Origin of the sequence: Streptococcus agalactiae ATCC 13813, from assembly GCF_000186445.1 — a bacterium.
GTDB lineage: Bacteria > Bacillota > Bacilli > Lactobacillales > Streptococcaceae > Streptococcus > Streptococcus agalactiae.
The window spans coordinates 431,201-448,123 of record NZ_GL636070.1; the positions used below are offsets into that span (position 1 = coordinate 431,201).

A 16,923-nucleotide genomic window follows, 5' to 3' on the forward strand; every position below is an offset into this window, starting at 1 on the left:
AGAGGACAAATCATTTTGGAAAATTTATTACAACATAAGTTACCGGTCGCACCATTTGTAGAGTCAACGACCAATTGGATTACGAAAACTTTTTCTGGTTTATTTGACTTTATCCAGACAATCGGTAATGCATTGATGGATTGGATGACAAAAACATTACTATTCATTAATCCTTTACTTTTTATTGTACTAATTACAATTGCTGTATTTTTCTTAGCTAAGAAAAAATGGCAATTACCGACATTTACTTTCATTGGTTTGCTATTTATCTATAACCAAGGGCTGTGGGAGCAGTTGATTAACACTTTTAACTTGGTTTTAGTAGCAAGTTTAATTTCTATTATTATTGGTGTACCACTAGGTATTTGGATGGCAAAAAGTGATAAAGTTAAACAAGTTGTTAATCCAATCCTTGACTTTATGCAAACTATGCCAGCATTCGTTTACCTTATTCCTGCAGTAGCTTTTTTTGGTATCGGTATGGTACCAGGTGTCTTCGCCTCTGTTGTATTTGCTTTGCCTCCAACAGTGCGCTTTACTAACTTGGCTATTCGTGAAATCCCACTTGAGTTAATAGAAGCATCTGATTCATTTGGTTCAACAGCTAAGCAAAAATTATTCAAAGTTGAACTACCACTTGCTAAGAACACTATTATGGCAGGAATCAATCAAACTATGATGTTGGCTCTTTCTATGGTGGTTACAGGATCTATGATCGGTGCACCTGGACTTGGTCGTGAGGTGTTATCGGCGCTTCAACATGCTGATATTGGTACAGGATTTGTTAGTGGTCTATCGCTAGTTATTTTAGCAATCGTGTTAGACCGTGTTAGTCAATTCTTTAATTCCAAACCGGGTGAGAAGCAAGCTAAAACATCAAAAGTTAAAAAATGGGTAGGTTTAGGGGCCCTGGCTCTCTTCATTCTAGCAGCTCTTGGTCGCATTGTTGTTAATATGACTTCAGGAAATGAAGCCAAAGGTCAAAAAGTGAAAATAGCTTATGTCCAATGGGATTCAGAAGTTGCTTCAACCAACGTTATTTCTGAAGTTTTAAAATCTAAAGGATATGATGTTGAATTGACACCACTTGACAATGCGGTCATGTGGCAAACAGTCGCCAATGGGAATGCTGATTTTACAACAAGTGCTTGGTTACCAAAGACCCACGGGCAATATTTTAATAAATACAAAAATAGTTTAGATGACTTAGGTCCTCACGTTGAGAACGTCAAAATAGGTTTAGTTGTTCCTAAATACATGAACGTAAATAGTATTGAAGAATTATCAAATCAAGCAGATAAACAAATTACAGGTATCGAACCAGGTGCAGGTATTATGAAGTCTGCTAAACAATCCCTTAAAGATTATCCAAATCTTTCAAGTTGGAAGTTGTTATCAGCATCAACAGGAGCTATGACAACAACCTTAGGGAAGGCTATCAAAAACAAAGATCAAGTGGTCATTACAGGTTGGTCACCTCACTGGATGTTTGCTAAGTATGATTTAAAATACCTTAAAGATCCTAAGAAATCATTTGGTGGTGAAGAACATATCAATACAATAGCACGCAAGAATTTGAAAAAAGATATGCCAAAAGTATATAAAATTATCGATAAGTTCAAGTGGACTAAAGAAGATATGGAATCTATCATGTTAGATATGGATAAAGGTATGGAGCCTGCTAAAGCAGCTCAAAAATGGATTAAAAACCACAAAAAAGAAGTTTCAGAGTGGACTAAATAGTATAGAAAAGAAACACGTCTCTTTTAGAGCGTGTTTTTTAATGTGACTTCAGTCGTTTTAGCTATTTAATATAAGTTTTATATTATTTTAATATATCAAAAGTGAGAGAATGAAAGAAATGGCAGGTTATAAAGTATTACTAAGTAAAATTTTCTTTAATTCAAGGTTGTTTTTTTTATTATAAAATTTTACAATGGAAGTTATGAGTATATTTAGAAACAATTCCATATTATCCAGGAGGATTGTATGAAAAAAGAAAGTATATCTATTAAAGATATCTTGTGGTTTATTATTCCGTCGTTATTTGGAGTATTATTATTAATGACCCCATTTAAATATAATGGTATGACAACAGTAGCTGTCTCTGTAATCTCTAAGACAATTAATCAATGGATTAACGCTGTTTTTCCTATACATTATATTATTTTACTAATCATTTTTATTTCATGTGTGTTAGCACTTTGTTATCGTCTGTTTAGACCTAGCTTTATTGAAAAAAATGACTTGCTAAAAGAAATTTCTGACATTACCATTTTCTGGCTGATTATTCGTTTGATCGGTTTGGCACTTGGTCTGATGACGGTTTTACATATTGGTCCTGAAATGGTATGGGGGAAAGAGACAGGCGGCCTTATCCTTTTTGATTTGATTGGTGGTTTGTTTACCATTTTCCTTGCTGCGGGTTTTATTCTTCCATTTTTGACAGAATTTGGTCTACTGGAGTTTGTTGGTGTCTTCTTAACCCCCATTATGCGTCCATTCTTTCAGCTACCTGGTCGGTCAGCAGTTAATTGTGTAGCCTCATTTGTAGGTGATGGTACTATTGGAATTGCTTTGACCGATAAGCAGTATGTTGAGGGTTATTATACCAGTAGAGAAGCTGCAACGATTTCCACTACTTTTTCAGCAGTATCAATCACTTTTTGTCTTGTTGTTTTGCAGAATGTTGGCTTAACTGATTATTTTGGCCATTTTTATCTAACAGTCATCATTAGCAGTGTTGTCTGTGCATTCATTATCCCTTATATCCCTCCCTTATCTCGTCAATCAAATAGTTATTACACTAAACCAAAGAAAGAAACATCTGAGGTAATTCCGGATGGTTATAACAAGATAGAGTGGGGACTTAAGCTTGCCATCGATAAATCAAAAGCAAATGGAAACATGAAGACTTTTGTCAATAATGCCTCTAAGACAGTACTTAGTTTATGGTTTGGCGTTATGCCAACAATTATGACTGTCGGAACAATAGCTTTGATTATTTCAGTATCAACACCTATTTTTAAAATTTTAGGTACACCATTCCTTCCATTCCTTGAACTTTTAGGGATTCCAGAAGCAGATATTGCGAGTCAAACCATGATTGTTGGTTTTTCAGATATGGTTGTTCCTTCGATAATGGCGGCTGAAATTCACAGTGAGATGACAAGGTTTATCGTCGCAACAGTTTCTATTGTGCAATTAATTTATATGTCTGAGACTGGTGCAGTGATATTAGGTTCCAAGATCCCTATCAACATTCTAGAATTATTTATCATTTTTATAGAGAGAACAATTATTTCATTACCTATTATTGTTTTGATGGCACATCTTTTCTTTTAGTTGGAGAAAATAGAGAAGCATTTCTTGCTAACAAATGGAACTATTTACTGAAAAAAGACAAATGAACTTGAAAGTATTTCTTGACAAGAGCCCTAAAATTGTTATAAAATAGTATGGTATGTTTAGTAACTGATCAAAATAGCCGGCTAAACGAATACGAAAATCTATCAGGAGGTATTCAACGTGAAACGTACTTATCAACCAAGTAAAATCCGTCGCCAACGTAAACACGGATTCCGTCACCGTATGTCAACTAAAAACGGACGTCGCGTGCTTGCTAGCCGCCGTCGTAAAGGACGTAAAGTGTTATCAGCTTAATATAGATAGCAAAATAATATCAAGCCAACAGGTACTCGAGTCTGGTGGCTTTTTTGGTACCTTCATAACGATAAAGGTTTTTGTGAGAGTAGTTTGAGTATATTATAGATAAAGTTAATGAAAAGTGAGTTTATAATGCGGAAATTCGTAGACAAATAGCCCCTATTTTTGTTAAAATATGAGGAGATTTCTTATTGAGAAATATCTTTATAGCGAGTGATATTTTATTTTTTAGACGCTTGTATTATTGAAGTAGTTTAGTGACTTAGGAAATACTTTCATTAATATCGTTTTTTCAAGGTTATTTCAATTTTGCTAGTTTATACTATAATATATAAGGTAAGGTGACTAGAAAATGAGACTTCTTGTAGTTGAGGATGAAAAAAGTATAGCAGAGGCTATTCAGGCTTTATTGGCAGATAAAGGTTATTCTGTTGATTTAGTATTTGATGGAGATGACGGGTTAGAATACATTTTGACAGGTCTCTATGATTTAGTCTTGTTGGATATTATGTTACCCAAACGCTCAGGATTATCTGTTTTAAAAAGAGTGAGGGAAGCTGGTTTAGAAACCCCAATAATCTTTTTAACTGCAAAATCACAGACTTATGATAAAGTTAATGGTTTAGATTTAGGGGCAGATGATTATATCACAAAACCCTTTGAAGCAGATGAATTGCTAGCTAGAATTAGGTTGAGAACCAGACAATCTTCTCTGATCAGAACAAATCAATTGCGGCTTGGAAATATAAGGCTTAACACAGATTCACATGAGCTAGAATCTAAAGAAAGTAGTGTAAAATTATCCAATAAAGAATTTCTCTTGATGGAAGTTTTTATGCGAAATGCAAAGCAGATTATTCCTAAAAATCAGTTGATTTCTAAGGTTTGGGGACCTTCAGACAATTCAGAATATAACCAGTTAGAAGTATTTATTTCTTTTTTGCGAAAAAAATTGCGCTTTTTAAAAGCAGACATTGAAATAATAACCACTAAGGGCTTTGGATATTCCTTGGAGGAGATGACATAATGTTTAGTGATTTACGCAAAAAATTTGTCTTTTTGACCATGTCAATCCTCATTGTCGTTGTTCTCTTTCTCTTTGCAGTGAGTAATCGCTACAATCAATATTGGGATGAATATGATGCATATAGGATTGTTAAATTAGTTGCCAAAAATGATTATTTAGGAATACCAGGCGATGAACCGATTGCTTTGGTGACTATAGATAACCAAAAGATGGTTAAGATTCAAAGCAATAATACTGATTTGACAAATGATGTTATCGAAAAATCTAGTTTGAAGCTCCTTGAGCAAGGAAAGAAGTCACGAAAATGGAAGTCTTTTATATATTCCATAAAAGAATATAAAGATAAAACTTACACCATAGCTATTATGGATTTGGCTAGTTATGAAGTCCCTTATGCAAGGCGTTTTCTAATTCTTGTTTTTACTATTTTTGGATTTTGTTTATTAGCAGCTGTAAGTCTTTATCTTTCTCGATTTATCGTAGGGCCTGTAGAGACAGAAATGACTCGCGAAAAACAGTTCGTTTCAGATGCGAGTCATGAGCTGAAGACCCCTATTGCAGCTATACGAGCCAACGTTCAGGTTCTGGAACAGCAAATTCCAGGAAATCGTTATCTGGATCATGTTGTTTCGGAGACTAAGCGGATGGAGTTTTTAATTGAAGATTTGCTTAATTTGTCTAGACTTGATGAAAAACGCTCCAAGGTAAATTTCAAAAAGTTAAACTTATCTGTCTTATGTCAAGAAGTACTTCTAACATATGAAAGTTTGGCATATGAAGAAGAAAAGTGTTTAAATGATACGATTGAAGATGATGTCTGGATTGTTGGAGAAGAGAGTCAAATTAAGCAAATTTTAATAATTCTTTTGGATAATGCTATTAGGCATTCTTTGTCAAAATCAGAAATCCAGTTTAGTCTTAAACAGGCTCGAAGAAAAGCTATTCTGACAATATCAAATCCAAGTGCTATCTATTCCAAAGAGGTTATGGATAATCTCTTTGAGCGTTTTTATCAAGCTAAAGATGATCATGCAGATTCTCTCAGTTTTGGTCTAGGCTTATCTATTGCTAAGGCAATCGTGGAACGCCATAAGGGGAGAATTAGAGCATATCAAGAAAAAGACCAATTACGTCTTGAAGTCCAGTTACCAATTGATGGATTTTGGACCAATACCATGATTAATTAAAGGAAGAATGATGAAACCATATTTATCTTTTATTGGTAGAACGTTATTATACTTCGGTATTTTATTGTTACTAATTTACTTTTTTGCATACCTTGGTCGCGGACAAGGCAGTTTTATTTATAATGAATTCTAGGAGATGGTACAAATGATACATGATATGATTAAAACAATTGAGCATTTTGCTGAGACACAAGCTGATTTTCCAGTGTATGATATTTTAGGGGAAGTCCATACTTATGGACAACTTAAAGTAGACTCTGACTCTCTAGCTGCTCATATTGATAGCCTAGGTCTTGTTGAAAAATCACCTGTCTTAGTATTCGGTGGTCAAGAATATGAAATGTTGGCGACATTTGTTGCTTTAACAAAGTCAGGACATGCTTATATACCGGTTGACCAACACTCTGCTTTGGATAGAATACAGGCTATTATGACAGTTGCTCAACCAAGCCTTATCATTTCAATTGGTGAATTTCCTCTTGAAGTTGATAATGTCCCAATTCTAGACGTTTCTCAAGTTTCAGCTATTTTTGAAGAAAAGACTCCTTATGAGGTAACACATTCTGTTAAAGGTGATGATAATTACTATATTATTTTCACTTCAGGGACTACTGGTTTACCAAAAGGTGTGCAAATTTCACATGACAATTTATTGAGCTTTACAAATTGGATGATTTCTGATGATGAGTTTTCAGTTCCTGAAAGACCGCAAATGTTGGCGCAACCGCCATATTCATTTGACTTATCAGTTATGTATTGGGCACCAACACTAGCTATGGGAGGCACCCTGTTTGCCCTACCAAAAACAGTGGTTAATGATTTCAAAAAACTATTCGCTACCATTAATGAATTGCCAATACAGGTTTGGACTTCGACACCATCATTTGCTGATATGGCGCTACTATCTAACGATTTCAATTCAGAGACCTTGCCACAGTTAACACATTTTTATTTTGATGGGGAAGAGTTAACTGTCAAGACTGCACAAAAACTTCGTCAACGTTTTCCAAAAGCTCGTATCGTTAATGCATATGGGCCAACAGAAGCAACAGTTGCTCTATCCGCAGTAGCAATTACTGATGAAATGTTAGAAACATGCAAACGCCTTCCAATTGGTTACACTAAAGATGACTCACCAACGTATGTAATTGATGAAGAAGGTCATAAATTACCAAACGGAGAGCAAGGTGAAATCATTATTGCTGGACCAGCAGTATCAAAAGGCTATCTTAACAATCCAGAAAAGACAGCTGAGGCATTTTTCCAATTCGAAGGTCTACCTGCTTACCATACCGGTGACTTAGGAAGCATGACCGATGAAGGTCTTCTGCTTTACGGTGGGCGTATGGATTTCCAAATTAAATTTAACGGCTATCGTATTGAATTAGAAGATGTTTCTCAAAACTTAAACAAATCGCAGTATGTAAAATCAGCAGTAGCAGTGCCACGTTATAACAAGGATCATAAAGTTCAAAACTTATTAGCCTATATTGTCTTAAAAGAAGGTGTAAGAGATGATTTTGAACGTGATTTGGATTTGACAAAAGCAATTAAGGAAGACTTAAAGGACATTATGATGGATTACATGATGCCATCTAAATTTATCTATCGAGAAGATTTACCTTTGACACCAAATGGGAAAATTGATATCAAAGGTCTTATGAGCGAGGTAAACAAGTGATACAGGCATTTTTAGAAAAACTTCCTCACTTGGATGTTTATGGGAATCCACAATATTTCTTCTACCTTATCTTAGCTGTTCTACCAATTTACATCGGCTTATTCTTTAAGAAGCGTTTTGCCTTATATGAGATTATTTTTAGTCTAAGTTTTATTGTAATGATGTTGACTGGTAGTACTTTTAATCAATTGAAGTCACTATTGGCATACGTTGTCGGACAATCTCTGCTAGTTTTTATCTATAAAGCTTACCGGAAACGATTTAATCATACTTTGGTCTTTTATGTAACGGTTTGTTTATCTATTTTTCCGCTATTTTTGGTAAAATTAATTCCAGCTATATCTGAGGATGGGCATCAGTCGCTTTTTGGGTTTCTAGGAATTTCTTACCTTACTTTTAGAGCTGTTGCTATGATTATTGAAATGAGAGACGGTGTCTTGAAAGAATTTACTTTATGGGAATTCTTAAGATTTTTACTCTTCTTTCCAACTTTCTCAAGTGGACCAATTGATCGTTTTAAACGATTCAATGAGGATTACATTAATATCCCAGATCGAAATGAACTCCTAGATATGTTAGGTCAAGCGATTCATTATTTGATGTTAGGTTTTCTCTATAAGTTTATTTTAGCCTATATTTTTGGAAGTCTGATTATGCCTCCTCTAAAAGAATTAGCGCTAGAACAGGGTGGTGTGTTTAATTGGCCAACACTTGGGGTTATGTATGCCTTTGGTTTTGATTTGTTCTTTGATTTTGCAGGTTACACAATGTTTGCGTTGGCTATTTCTAACCTAATGGGGATTAAGTCTCCGATTAACTTTGACAAACCTTTCAAATCACGCGACCTAAAAGAATTTTGGAATAGATGGCATATGAGCCTTTCTTTCTGGTTTAGAGACTTTGTTTTCATGAGGCTTGTTAAGCTTTTAGTTAAAAATAAAGTTTTTAAAAACCGTAATGTTACTTCAAGTGTAGCTTATATTATCAATATGCTTCTTATGGGATTCTGGCATGGGTTAACTTGGTACTATATAGCCTATGGTCTCTTTCATGGGATTGGCCTAGTTATTAATGACGCTTGGGTACGTAAGAAGAAAAATATTAATAAAGAAAGAAGATTGGCTAAAAAACCACTTTTACCAGAAAACAAATGGACTTATGCTTTGGGTGTCTTCATCACCTTTAATGTAGTTATGTTTTCTTTCTTGATTTTTTCAGGATTTTTAGATCTTTTGTGGTTCCCACAACCGCATAACAAATAATAAGGAGTATTATAATGGATATTAAATCAGAAGTATTAGCAATTATTGATGACCTATTTATGGAGGATGTTTCTTCTATGATGGATGAAGACTTATTTGACGCAGGAGTTCTAGACAGCATGGGTACTGTTGAACTAATTGTTGAGTTGGAAAGCCACTTTAATATTGATATTCCGATTGCGGAATTTGGTCGTAATGACTGGAACACAGCTAATAAAATTGTTGCTGGAGTAACGGAGCTCTGCAATGCTTAAACGTCTAGGTAAAGTATTTGGACCTCTAGTTTGTGCTTTACTATTGTTGGTAGGATTATATCTTGTTTTTCCTGTTTCTCAGCCTCATCATTTAGGTAAGGAAAAAAACAGTGCAGTAGCGTTGACGAAGGCAGGTTTTAAAAGCAGAGTTCAAAAAGTTAGAGCTTTCAGTGATCCTAAAGCCAATTTTGTCCCTTTCTTTGGTTCAAGTGAGTGGCTAAGATTTGATGCAATGCATCCATCAGTTTTAGCAGAGGCTTACAATAGACCTTATATCCCATATCTTTTAGGTCAAAAAGGGGCGGCTTCTCTGACACAATACTATGGCATTCAACAGATTAAAGGGCAAATCAAAAATAAAAAAGCTATCTATGTTATTTCTCCGCAATGGTTTGTTCGCAAGGGAGCCAACAAAGGTGCTTTTCAAAACTATTTCAGCAACGATCAAACCATTCGATTTTTGCAAAATCAAACAGGGACAACCTACGATAGGTATGCTGCTCGTCGATTGTTAAAATTATATCCTGAAGCTTCTATGTCAGATTTGATAGAAAAAGTTGCAGATGGCCAAAAACTATCAAATAAAGACAAACAAAGACTAAAGTTTAATGATTGGGTATTTGAGAAGACAGATGCTATTTTTAGCTATCTACCACTAGGAAAAACTTATAATCAGGCAATAATGCCTCATGTTGGTAAATTACCGAAAGCATTCTCATATAATCATTTATCGCGTATTGCATCACAAGATGCTAAAGTAGCAACGAGATCAAATCAATTTGGTATTGATGATCGCTTTTACCAAACAAGAATTAAAAAGCACTTAAAAAAATTGAAAGGGTCACAACGACATTTCAATTATACTAAGTCACCAGAATTTAATGATTTACAGTTGGTTCTTAATGAATTCTCAAAACAAAATACAGATGTCCTTTTTGTCATACCACCAGTAAATAAAAAGTGGACAGACTACACAGGGCTTGATCAAAAAATGTATCAAAAATCTGTAGAAAAAATAAAACACCAACTTCAAAGTCAAGGTTTCAATCATATCGCTGACCTTTCTCGAGATGGAGGTAAGCCATACTTTATGCAAGATACAATCCATTTAGGTTGGAATGGTTGGTTAGAGCTAGATAAGCATATCAATCCATTTTTAACAGAGGAAAACAGCAAGCCGAATTATCACATTAATAATAAATTTTTGAAGAAATCTTGGGCAAAATATACAGGACGTCCAAGTGATTACAAGTAAATAGTAGAGTCAGATGATTTATAGCATTAGAGCTATTAATCATCTTTTTTAATATCTTTGTATTTGGTAATCCTAAGATAACTAATCCATGTTTTATAGTTTTTCGTTTATAATGAGAATAAATTTATGATAAACTAGATATCAAATGAGTGTTATATGATAAAAGGAGGAGAGATGAAGTCAATAAAATTACTTAGTTTTATTGTAATAATCCTTTTAGGGCTTGGTTTCACTGTAGGAGGTTTAAAAGTGACTGAAAACAATAAACAACAAGAATTATGGGAAATAGCTAATAGCAAAGACGCTAAAAATGCTTATCAAAAGTGGATTTATGCAGAAGATAAAGACGCTTTCAAAGAGAATGCTGTTATTAAGTCGTATGATATTGACAAAGAAAGTATCAAAAAAAATCCTATGGGAGGGATTTCGGTAAGGTTAATCATTAATAAAGATCCTAACTTATATATTACTTGTAATTTGGATAAGGATAATCAAGGGCGTTTGGTCAGTCAAAGTAGCCATCAATCTCCCCAGTTAACTCATTTATTGGAAAGTAGAGGTCATTAATGGAAAAAGTCTTGACTGATTTAGATAGGGTAAATATAGCGAAGCAAGAGTATGAATTAGGTAGCCAACTTGATACACTAGTCAAAATAATGAGCCAAGATAAGGTACTCCCCATCGGTAAAGTTGCTCACGTTCAAGATGGAGGCAAAGAAACCGGGGAACAAATTTATACCATCACTCCAAATGGAACTTTAGACAAGCCAGAGGATGTTAAGGAAGTTACGGTTTTATTTAAGGGGTCAACAGCACCGTTTGGAGGGGATGATTGGAAAACAGACTGGTTTAAAAATGATATTCCAATAGCTAGTAAACTATTATTAAAGAAATTTGGTTCACAAAGTGTATCTCATAAACAAGGTACAAAGCAGTTAGAACAATCAGCTCATCTACTAAAAGAAGTTATGAATAAATATCCTAACGCAAAAATTTCGGTCTACGGACACTCGTTAGGGTCAATGAATGCACAGTACGCTATTGCAGAATTGGATGATAATCAAATTTACCGAGTTCAAGGAGCTTGGATATATAACGGTCCAAACCTTTATAGTATTTTGACAGATAAACAAAAAGAACAGGTTGATAAAATAAAAGGGGTGGTCAATAATTACGTTGATTCCAAGGATAAAATTGGAATAGGTTATCCTAAAGAAGGAAGCGATAATGCTGTCGGAATTGTTAAAATAGTTGACAGCAAAGCTGTTTCAGGAGGTAGCTGGGTTGCTAATTTTACCAATCAACACATTTGGGGAGGCTACCAGTACAATCAAGATGGTTCTTTAAAATTAGCAGAAGATAAATTTGCTTACAAAGAAAACTATTCAGTAGTTCATACGAATGTGAATCAAAGAATGCATGCTATTAAAGCGAAACTTAGTAGCTTTAATAGTGCGGGAAAAGAAGTTAGTAAGAATCAAGCTATTTTCCTAGATAGTCAACAAGCAAAAGTGATTTCTAGTGGTTTGGTAACGATATCAAAAGAAGCAGTTGAAGAAGTTAAAAAAGTTGAGCAAAAAGCAGTTGCTAAAGCAGAAGAGCTTTATCAATCTTTAAAAGTAGCTCCTACAGGAGTTACTGAACTAAGTCCTCAAGAATTGGAAGAAGCGTATGCTCAGTCAGGTGTTAGCTATGCGAGCATTGTCGGAGAAGCTCAAACCTTTTTCTCAAATAAAACTCAAGCGGCAGAAAGCATTTCTCACGCTTACGTTGAATTAGAAAACCAAATTAATAAAGGGGTTGAAGCTATGTTGCAACAAGATAGTAACTTGTCAGGGGAGTTTAAACAATGGCACTGATTGATATCATTGAAAAACAATTAGCGGATACTCAGAGAAAAATATCAGATTTAGATGATGCCTATCACCATAGTTGTTGCCAGTTTGAAGAAAAATTAGACGATCTCTCAGTAAGAAAAAATAAGATTACTAATATGCTTCAAGAAACTTACGACGCTGTTGAATATGATTTGAGATATAGTAATGATAGCTCAGATATGATGACGCTCAATCGTATTTTAGATTTTTATCATGACGACTTAGAGCAAGCTTACCATAAAGAGTACTATGCCTTGTCCGTTCAAGAAGAAGAATATAGAGCTAACTATATTCGGCAACGTTCAGAACATGAACTAACCTTTGAAGAGTTGCAAAGGGAAAAGAAAAGAGAATTAATGAAGTAGGAGAAATTATTGAGTTTAATGTGGAATGTCCTGACTGGTAAGGAGTCAGTAAGGACTTTAAAAAAACAATTGGATAAAGAATTGATACATAGCGTGTACGCGCCACGCAAGAGATCTAAGTTTCACGATATTATTACGTCGCATCATAAAGAAATAGACGAAGTAGCCATCAACACAAAGACAGCTATTCATAAAGTTGCTAATCAATTGGACGAGGCAATAAAAGGAGAATTTCGTTCAAAGGTTGAGGAGGCTATTGAAAGCAATCAGCAAAAATATAATCATTTATAGTCTAGTTTCTCTACCATTAGCTAGACACTTGTAGAGGATTTTTACAGCAAGTATTCAAAAGTCAGAGCAAAAATGTTTTGACTTTTTTTGATTTACTCTTTCTGATCAGAATGCTTCAGTCTTATGTTATAATAATAAAGATTAATGCTTGTAGCTACGATAAGCAAAGAAAGAACAATGATATGATAAAAATATTTGATACCCATACCCACCTTAACGTGGAAAATTTTGAAGGAAAGATAGACGAGGAAATTAATTTAGCTAGCGAACTCGGTGTTACAAAAATGAATGTTGTCGGCTTTGACCAAGATACCATTTCAAAATCTTTGGAATTATCTTCCCAATATGCACAGGTATATAGCACAATAGGATGGCATCCAACTGAAGCTGGTTCTTATGATGATAATATTGAGTCAATGATTATCAGTCATTTAGAAAATCCCAAGGTTATTGCACTTGGTGAAATTGGTCTGGATTATTATTGGATGGAAGATCCCAAAGATGTTCAGATCGAGGTGTTTAAACGTCAAATTGAACTTTCAAAGAAATATAACCTTCCTTTTGTGGTTCATACACGTGATGCGTTAGAAGACACTTATGAAGTCATTAAGGAATCTGGAGTTGGGCCTTTTGGTGGTATAATGCACTCTTTTTCGGGCTCGTTAGAAATGGCTCAAAAATTTATTGATTTAGGGATGATGATTTCCTTTTCTGGTGTTGTGACCTTTAAGAAGGCATTAGATGTACAAGAAGCTGCACGAGAGTTGCCATTAGATAAGATATTAGTGGAAACAGATGCTCCTTATTTGGCTCCTGTACCTAAAAGAGGTCGAGAAAACAAAACCGCTTATACGAGATATGTCGTTGAAAAAATAGCAGAGCTACGAGGCATAACTGTGGAAGAGGTAGCGGAGGCTACATACCAAAATGCAGTAAGGATATTTAGACTTGATGAAAAAATTGATATTCAAGAAGTGATCGTTGTCGAAGGGAAAGATGATACTGCTAATCTGCGACGCTTTTACAATGTTGATACCTATGAAACTAGAGGTTCAGCAATTGATGAAGATGATTTAGAGCGTATCGAACGTTTGCACAATTTGCGGGGAGTTATCATCTTTACCGACCCAGATTACAATGGCGAACGTATCCGTAAAATCATCATGAAGGCCATTCCGACAGTCCGCCATGCCTTCCTCAGTCGAGATGAGGCAAAGCCAGGTTCAAAGACCAAGGGACGTTCTCTGGGAGTCGAGCATGCCAGCTTTGAGGATTTGCAGAAGGCACTCTCAAAAGTGACCCAGTATTTCGATGATGAAGATAACTTTGATATCACCCAAGCAGACCTCATTCGTTGGAGATTCATTACTGCTAGCGATAGCCGAAAACGCCGTGAGTACCTTGGAAATCAACTCCGTATCGGCTATTCCAACGGCAAACAACTCCTCAAACGCCTCAGACTCTTCGGAGTGACCAAGGCGGAAGTTGAGGAAGTGATGGAAGGGTATGGAGGGTAAGTGATGGAGATATCACCAGCATATAGAATGGAACTGGTAAAACAGATTGAAGAAGAGTTGTTATCTAGATATCAATCTTATGATGAATCAGAGAAATATTTGACACTTTGGCAAATTGATTATGATAATTTCAATTCTAATTTTTACATTTATAGGAGAGAATATGACTCGCAGTATCCAGAAGCCATTGATTTGTTGAAGACGCTAACCTTCATTGCAAAAGAGGATTCAGAATTACTGGTAAAAATTGCAATTGACCTAGGTATCGAAACGCCTGATTTTATACCTTCAATCCCGACGTTTCGTAACAAACTAAAAGATGATTATAAAAATGCTTCAACGAGCTTTGAAAAGGCTTTTCAAAACATAGAGAAAGATCCTGCTGAATCAGTTGGGAATGCAAATTCTGTTCTTGAAAGTATTATAAAAGAAATTCTATCTGATGAAAGATTTTTACATATTGAATCACAAAAGAAAACAAGTAAAAATCTTGTAAAAGAAATTATTAAGGTATTTGAGTTAAATCCAGGCGGTCCCGAACTCCCTGAAGAAATGAAGGCTATAGCAAGTTCCCTAACAACCGTTGCTAAATCGATTGAAGATTTAAGAAGTGACAAAACGTTGCACCATGGTCAAGTAACCCAAAAATATTTGATTGACCAGCCTTTATATGCTTATTTTGTAGTAAATGCTTGTGCAACTGTTGGATTATTCTTAATAGATTTTTATGAAAATAAATTCCCAAAGCCTGTGCCTAAACTTGAAATAACAGACGACGATTTACCATTTTAATTAGAAAGAAAATAAACATGCACATAGCAGATAAAACCGTTACCCGCGCTATTTTGGAGCGTCATGGGTTTACATTTAAGAAATCATTCGGTCAGAACTTTTTGACTGATACTAATATTTTACAGAAGATTGTTGACACGGCAGAGATTGACAAGGGTGTCAACGTGATTGAGATTGGTCCTGGTATCGGGGCTTTGACAGAGTTTTTGGCTGAGAATGCAGCTGAGGTTATGGCTTTTGAGATTGATGATCGTCTCATTCCTATCCTTGCTGATACGCTCCGCGATTTTGACAATGTCCAAGTGGTCAATAAGGATATCCTCAAGGCTGATTTGCAGACGCAAATTCAAGCCTTCAAGAATCCTGACCTGCCTATCAAGGTAGTAGCAAACTTACCTTACTACATCACAACACCAATCCTTATGCACTTGATTGAGAGTAAGATTCCTTTTGCGGAGTTTGTAGTCATGATGCAAAAAGAAGTGGCAGATCGTATTTCAGCTATGCCAAATACTAAAGCATACGGTTCTTTGTCAATCGCAGTGCAGTATTATATGACTGCCAAAGTATCATTTATCGTTCCGAGAACTGTTTTTGTTCCTGCTCCAAATGTAGATTCAGCTATTTTGAAAATGGTCCGTAGAGATCAACCAGTAGTGAGTGTTCAAGATGAGGATTTCTTTTTCAGAGTGTCAAAAGTAGCCTTCGTACATCGTCGTAAAACACTTTGGAATAATCTAACGAGTCATTTTGGAAAATCAGAAGATACTAAAGCAAAATTGGAAAAAGCATTAGAAATAGCAAAAATTAAGCCATCTATTCGCGGAGAAGCCTTATCTATCCCTGATTTTGCAAGTTTAGCAGATGCCTTGAAAGAGGTTGGGATATAAACTATGTTGGTTGACAAGAAGTGGCGTTTTGAAGATAGTGCAAGTTATTTCGCTTGTCCTAAATGTCAAAATCCCTTGATAAAAGAAAGTAACAGCCTCAAATGCTCTGATAATCATTGTTTTGATTTATCCAAATTTGGATATGTTAATCTTCTTGGAGGAAAGAAGGTAGATGAACATTATGATAAAAAATCATTTGAAAATCGGCAGCTTGTCTTAGAAAACGGGTATTATAATCATATTTTAGAAGCTATTTCAAAGGTTTTGGAAAATAATTCTCAGTTTCATTCGGTTTTAGATATTGGTTGTGGAGAGGGCTTTTATTCTCGTCAATTAGTTAACAAGCATGAGAAGACTTTCTTGGCTTTTGATATTTCTAAAGATTCGATTCAATTAGCTGCTAAAAGTGATCAGTCTAGGCTTGTGAAATGGTTTGTTTCTGATTTAGCTAACCTTCCTATTCAAGACTCATCAATTGATATCATTTTAGACATTTTTTCTCCTGCAAATTATAAAGAATTTAGGCGGGTGCTGAGTGATGATGGTATCCTTGTAAAGGTTGTTCCTGTAGCTGAACATGTTCAAGAATTGCGAGAAAAAGCTAGTCAATACTTGAAACAGAAAGATTACTCTAATCAAAAAATTCTAGATCACTTTAGAGAAAATTTTGAAATTATTTCTGAGCAGAAAGTTGTTCAAAGCTATAACTGTTCTCAACAAGAACGTCAAGCTTTCATTGATATGACACCGCTGTTATTCAGCGTAGATAAAACGACTATTGATTGGGCAAGTATATCAGAAATTACAGTAGGTGCCTTAATAGTAATTGGAAAAAAGCGCAGTGTATCTAAATAAGATC

18 protein-coding genes and 1 pseudogene are annotated in these 16,923 nt (G+C 35.1%); all 19 read left to right on the forward strand.

Features of this window, described 5'->3' with window-relative positions; translation table 11 throughout:
* Window positions 1-15 precede the first annotated feature (15 nt).
* The 19 genes and pseudogenes from HMPREF9171_RS110930 (at window position 16) to HMPREF9171_RS110850 (ending at window position 16,919) form a co-directional block, all read left to right on the forward strand.
* Window positions 16-1,743 (forward strand): ABC transporter permease/substrate binding protein, encoded by a 1,728-nt coding sequence (locus HMPREF9171_RS110930; RefSeq protein ID WP_000429362.1) that lies wholly within the window; start codon window positions 16-18, stop codon window positions 1,741-1,743.
* A 246-nt stretch (window positions 1,744-1,989) separates the two neighbouring features.
* Window positions 1,990-3,345: a YjiH family protein gene (locus HMPREF9171_RS110925; RefSeq protein WP_000712231.1), complete on the forward strand. Its 1,356-nt coding sequence runs from the start codon at window positions 1,990-1,992 to the stop codon at window positions 3,343-3,345.
* A 183-nt stretch (window positions 3,346-3,528) separates the two neighbouring features.
* Window positions 3,529-3,663, forward strand: a complete 135-nt coding sequence (rpmH, locus tag HMPREF9171_RS110920; RefSeq protein WP_000831903.1) for a 50S ribosomal protein L34 — start codon at window positions 3,529-3,531, stop codon at window positions 3,661-3,663.
* A gap of 355 nt (window positions 3,664-4,018) precedes the next feature.
* Window positions 4,019-4,693: a two-component system response regulator DltR gene (gene dltR, locus HMPREF9171_RS110915; protein WP_001238602.1), complete on the forward strand. Its 675-nt coding sequence runs from the start codon at window positions 4,019-4,021 to the stop codon at window positions 4,691-4,693.
* Window positions 4,693-5,880: a two-component system sensor histidine kinase DltS gene (dltS, locus tag HMPREF9171_RS110910; protein WP_000490537.1), complete on the forward strand. Its 1,188-nt coding sequence runs from the start codon at window positions 4,693-4,695 to the stop codon at window positions 5,878-5,880. The genes dltR and dltS overlap by 1 nt, the downstream gene beginning before the upstream one ends.
* 10 nt (window positions 5,881-5,890) lie before the next feature.
* Window positions 5,891-6,013 carry a teichoic acid D-Ala incorporation-associated protein DltX gene (locus HMPREF9171_RS110905; protein WP_000806141.1) on the forward strand — a complete coding sequence of 41 codons (123 nt, stop codon included), beginning with the start codon at window positions 5,891-5,893 and terminating at the stop codon, window positions 6,011-6,013.
* 12 nt (window positions 6,014-6,025) lie between these two features.
* Entirely contained in the window at window positions 6,026-7,561 is a 1,536-nt protein-coding gene (dltA, locus tag HMPREF9171_RS110900; RefSeq protein WP_000581010.1) for a D-alanine--poly(phosphoribitol) ligase subunit DltA, read from the forward strand.
* Window positions 7,558-8,823 (forward strand): D-alanyl-lipoteichoic acid biosynthesis protein DltB, encoded by a 1,266-nt coding sequence (gene dltB, locus HMPREF9171_RS110895; RefSeq protein WP_000613595.1) that lies wholly within the window; start codon window positions 7,558-7,560, stop codon window positions 8,821-8,823. The genes dltA and dltB overlap by 4 nt, the downstream gene beginning before the upstream one ends.
* A 14-nt stretch (window positions 8,824-8,837) precedes the next feature.
* A complete protein-coding gene (gene dltC, locus HMPREF9171_RS110890) occupies window positions 8,838-9,077 on the forward strand; it encodes a D-alanine--poly(phosphoribitol) ligase subunit DltC (RefSeq protein ID WP_000351975.1) in 240 nt (79 codons plus the stop codon).
* Window positions 9,070-10,332 (forward strand): D-alanyl-lipoteichoic acid biosynthesis protein DltD, encoded by a 1,263-nt coding sequence (dltD, locus tag HMPREF9171_RS110885; RefSeq protein ID WP_000919749.1) that lies wholly within the window; start codon window positions 9,070-9,072, stop codon window positions 10,330-10,332. The genes dltC and dltD overlap by 8 nt, the downstream gene beginning before the upstream one ends.
* 174 nt (window positions 10,333-10,506) lie before the next feature.
* A complete protein-coding gene (locus tag HMPREF9171_RS110880; RefSeq protein WP_000835882.1) occupies window positions 10,507-10,899 on the forward strand; it encodes a DUF1310 domain-containing protein in 393 nt (130 codons plus the stop codon).
* On the forward strand, window positions 10,899-12,191 hold the full coding sequence (locus HMPREF9171_RS110875) for an Mbeg1-like protein (protein WP_000416821.1): 1,293 nt from the start codon (window positions 10,899-10,901) through the stop codon (window positions 12,189-12,191). The genes HMPREF9171_RS110880 and HMPREF9171_RS110875 overlap by 1 nt, the downstream gene beginning before the upstream one ends.
* Complete coding sequence (locus tag HMPREF9171_RS110870; RefSeq protein WP_001173856.1) at window positions 12,182-12,574, forward strand: hypothetical protein; 393 nt, start codon at window positions 12,182-12,184, stop codon at window positions 12,572-12,574. The genes HMPREF9171_RS110875 and HMPREF9171_RS110870 overlap by 10 nt, the downstream gene beginning before the upstream one ends.
* 9 nt (window positions 12,575-12,583) lie before the next feature.
* On the forward strand, window positions 12,584-12,865 hold the full coding sequence (locus HMPREF9171_RS110865; protein WP_000055649.1) for a hypothetical protein: 282 nt from the start codon (window positions 12,584-12,586) through the stop codon (window positions 12,863-12,865).
* A gap of 182 nt (window positions 12,866-13,047) precedes the next feature.
* Window positions 13,048-13,824 (forward strand): annotated as a pseudogene (locus HMPREF9171_RS1000000114060) (TatD family hydrolase); the annotation flags it as partial.
* A 15-nt stretch (window positions 13,825-13,839) separates the two neighbouring features.
* Window positions 13,840-14,382, forward strand: coding sequence for a ribonuclease M5 (gene rnmV, locus HMPREF9171_RS1000000114065; RefSeq protein ID WP_228305697.1), 543 nt, complete (start codon window positions 13,840-13,842; stop codon window positions 14,380-14,382).
* Window positions 14,383-14,385: 3 nt separating this feature from the next.
* Entirely contained in the window at window positions 14,386-15,174 is a 789-nt protein-coding gene (locus HMPREF9171_RS110860; RefSeq protein WP_000406290.1) for an abortive infection family protein, read from the forward strand.
* Window positions 15,175-15,191: 17 nt separating this feature from the next.
* Entirely contained in the window at window positions 15,192-16,064 is an 873-nt protein-coding gene (rsmA, locus tag HMPREF9171_RS110855; protein ID WP_000546672.1) for a 16S rRNA (adenine(1518)-N(6)/adenine(1519)-N(6))-dimethyltransferase RsmA, read from the forward strand.
* A 3-nt stretch (window positions 16,065-16,067) separates the two neighbouring features.
* Entirely contained in the window at window positions 16,068-16,919 is an 852-nt protein-coding gene (locus HMPREF9171_RS110850) for a putative RNA methyltransferase (protein WP_000959497.1), read from the forward strand.
* The last annotated feature ends 4 nt before the right edge of the window (window positions 16,920-16,923 follow it).

Bases quoted from the DNA above. Each gene is read 5' to 3' on its own strand.
- HMPREF9171_RS110850 (WP_000959497.1), top strand. From the start codon at position 16,068: ATGTTGGTTGACAAGAAGTGGCGTTTTGAAGATAGTGCAAGTTATTTC.
- dltC (WP_000351975.1), top strand. From the start codon at position 8,838: ATGGATATTAAATCAGAAGTATTAGCAATTATTGATGACCTATTTATG.
- HMPREF9171_RS110905 (WP_000806141.1), top strand. From the start codon at position 5,891: ATGAAACCATATTTATCTTTTATTGGTAGAACGTTATTATACTTCGGT.
- dltD (WP_000919749.1), top strand. From the start codon at position 9,070: ATGCTTAAACGTCTAGGTAAAGTATTTGGACCTCTAGTTTGTGCTTTA.
- dltA (WP_000581010.1), top strand. From the start codon at position 6,026: ATGATACATGATATGATTAAAACAATTGAGCATTTTGCTGAGACACAA.
- HMPREF9171_RS110925 (WP_000712231.1), top strand. From the start codon at position 1,990: ATGAAAAAAGAAAGTATATCTATTAAAGATATCTTGTGGTTTATTATT.
- dltR (WP_001238602.1), top strand. From the start codon at position 4,019: ATGAGACTTCTTGTAGTTGAGGATGAAAAAAGTATAGCAGAGGCTATT.
- HMPREF9171_RS110870 (WP_001173856.1), top strand. From the start codon at position 12,182: ATGGCACTGATTGATATCATTGAAAAACAATTAGCGGATACTCAGAGA.
- rsmA (WP_000546672.1), top strand. From the start codon at position 15,192: ATGCACATAGCAGATAAAACCGTTACCCGCGCTATTTTGGAGCGTCAT.
- HMPREF9171_RS110880 (WP_000835882.1), top strand. From the start codon at position 10,507: ATGAAGTCAATAAAATTACTTAGTTTTATTGTAATAATCCTTTTAGGG.
- dltS (WP_000490537.1), top strand. From the start codon at position 4,693: ATGTTTAGTGATTTACGCAAAAAATTTGTCTTTTTGACCATGTCAATC.
- HMPREF9171_RS110860 (WP_000406290.1), top strand. From the start codon at position 14,386: ATGGAGATATCACCAGCATATAGAATGGAACTGGTAAAACAGATTGAA.
- HMPREF9171_RS110875 (WP_000416821.1), top strand. From the start codon at position 10,899: ATGGAAAAAGTCTTGACTGATTTAGATAGGGTAAATATAGCGAAGCAA.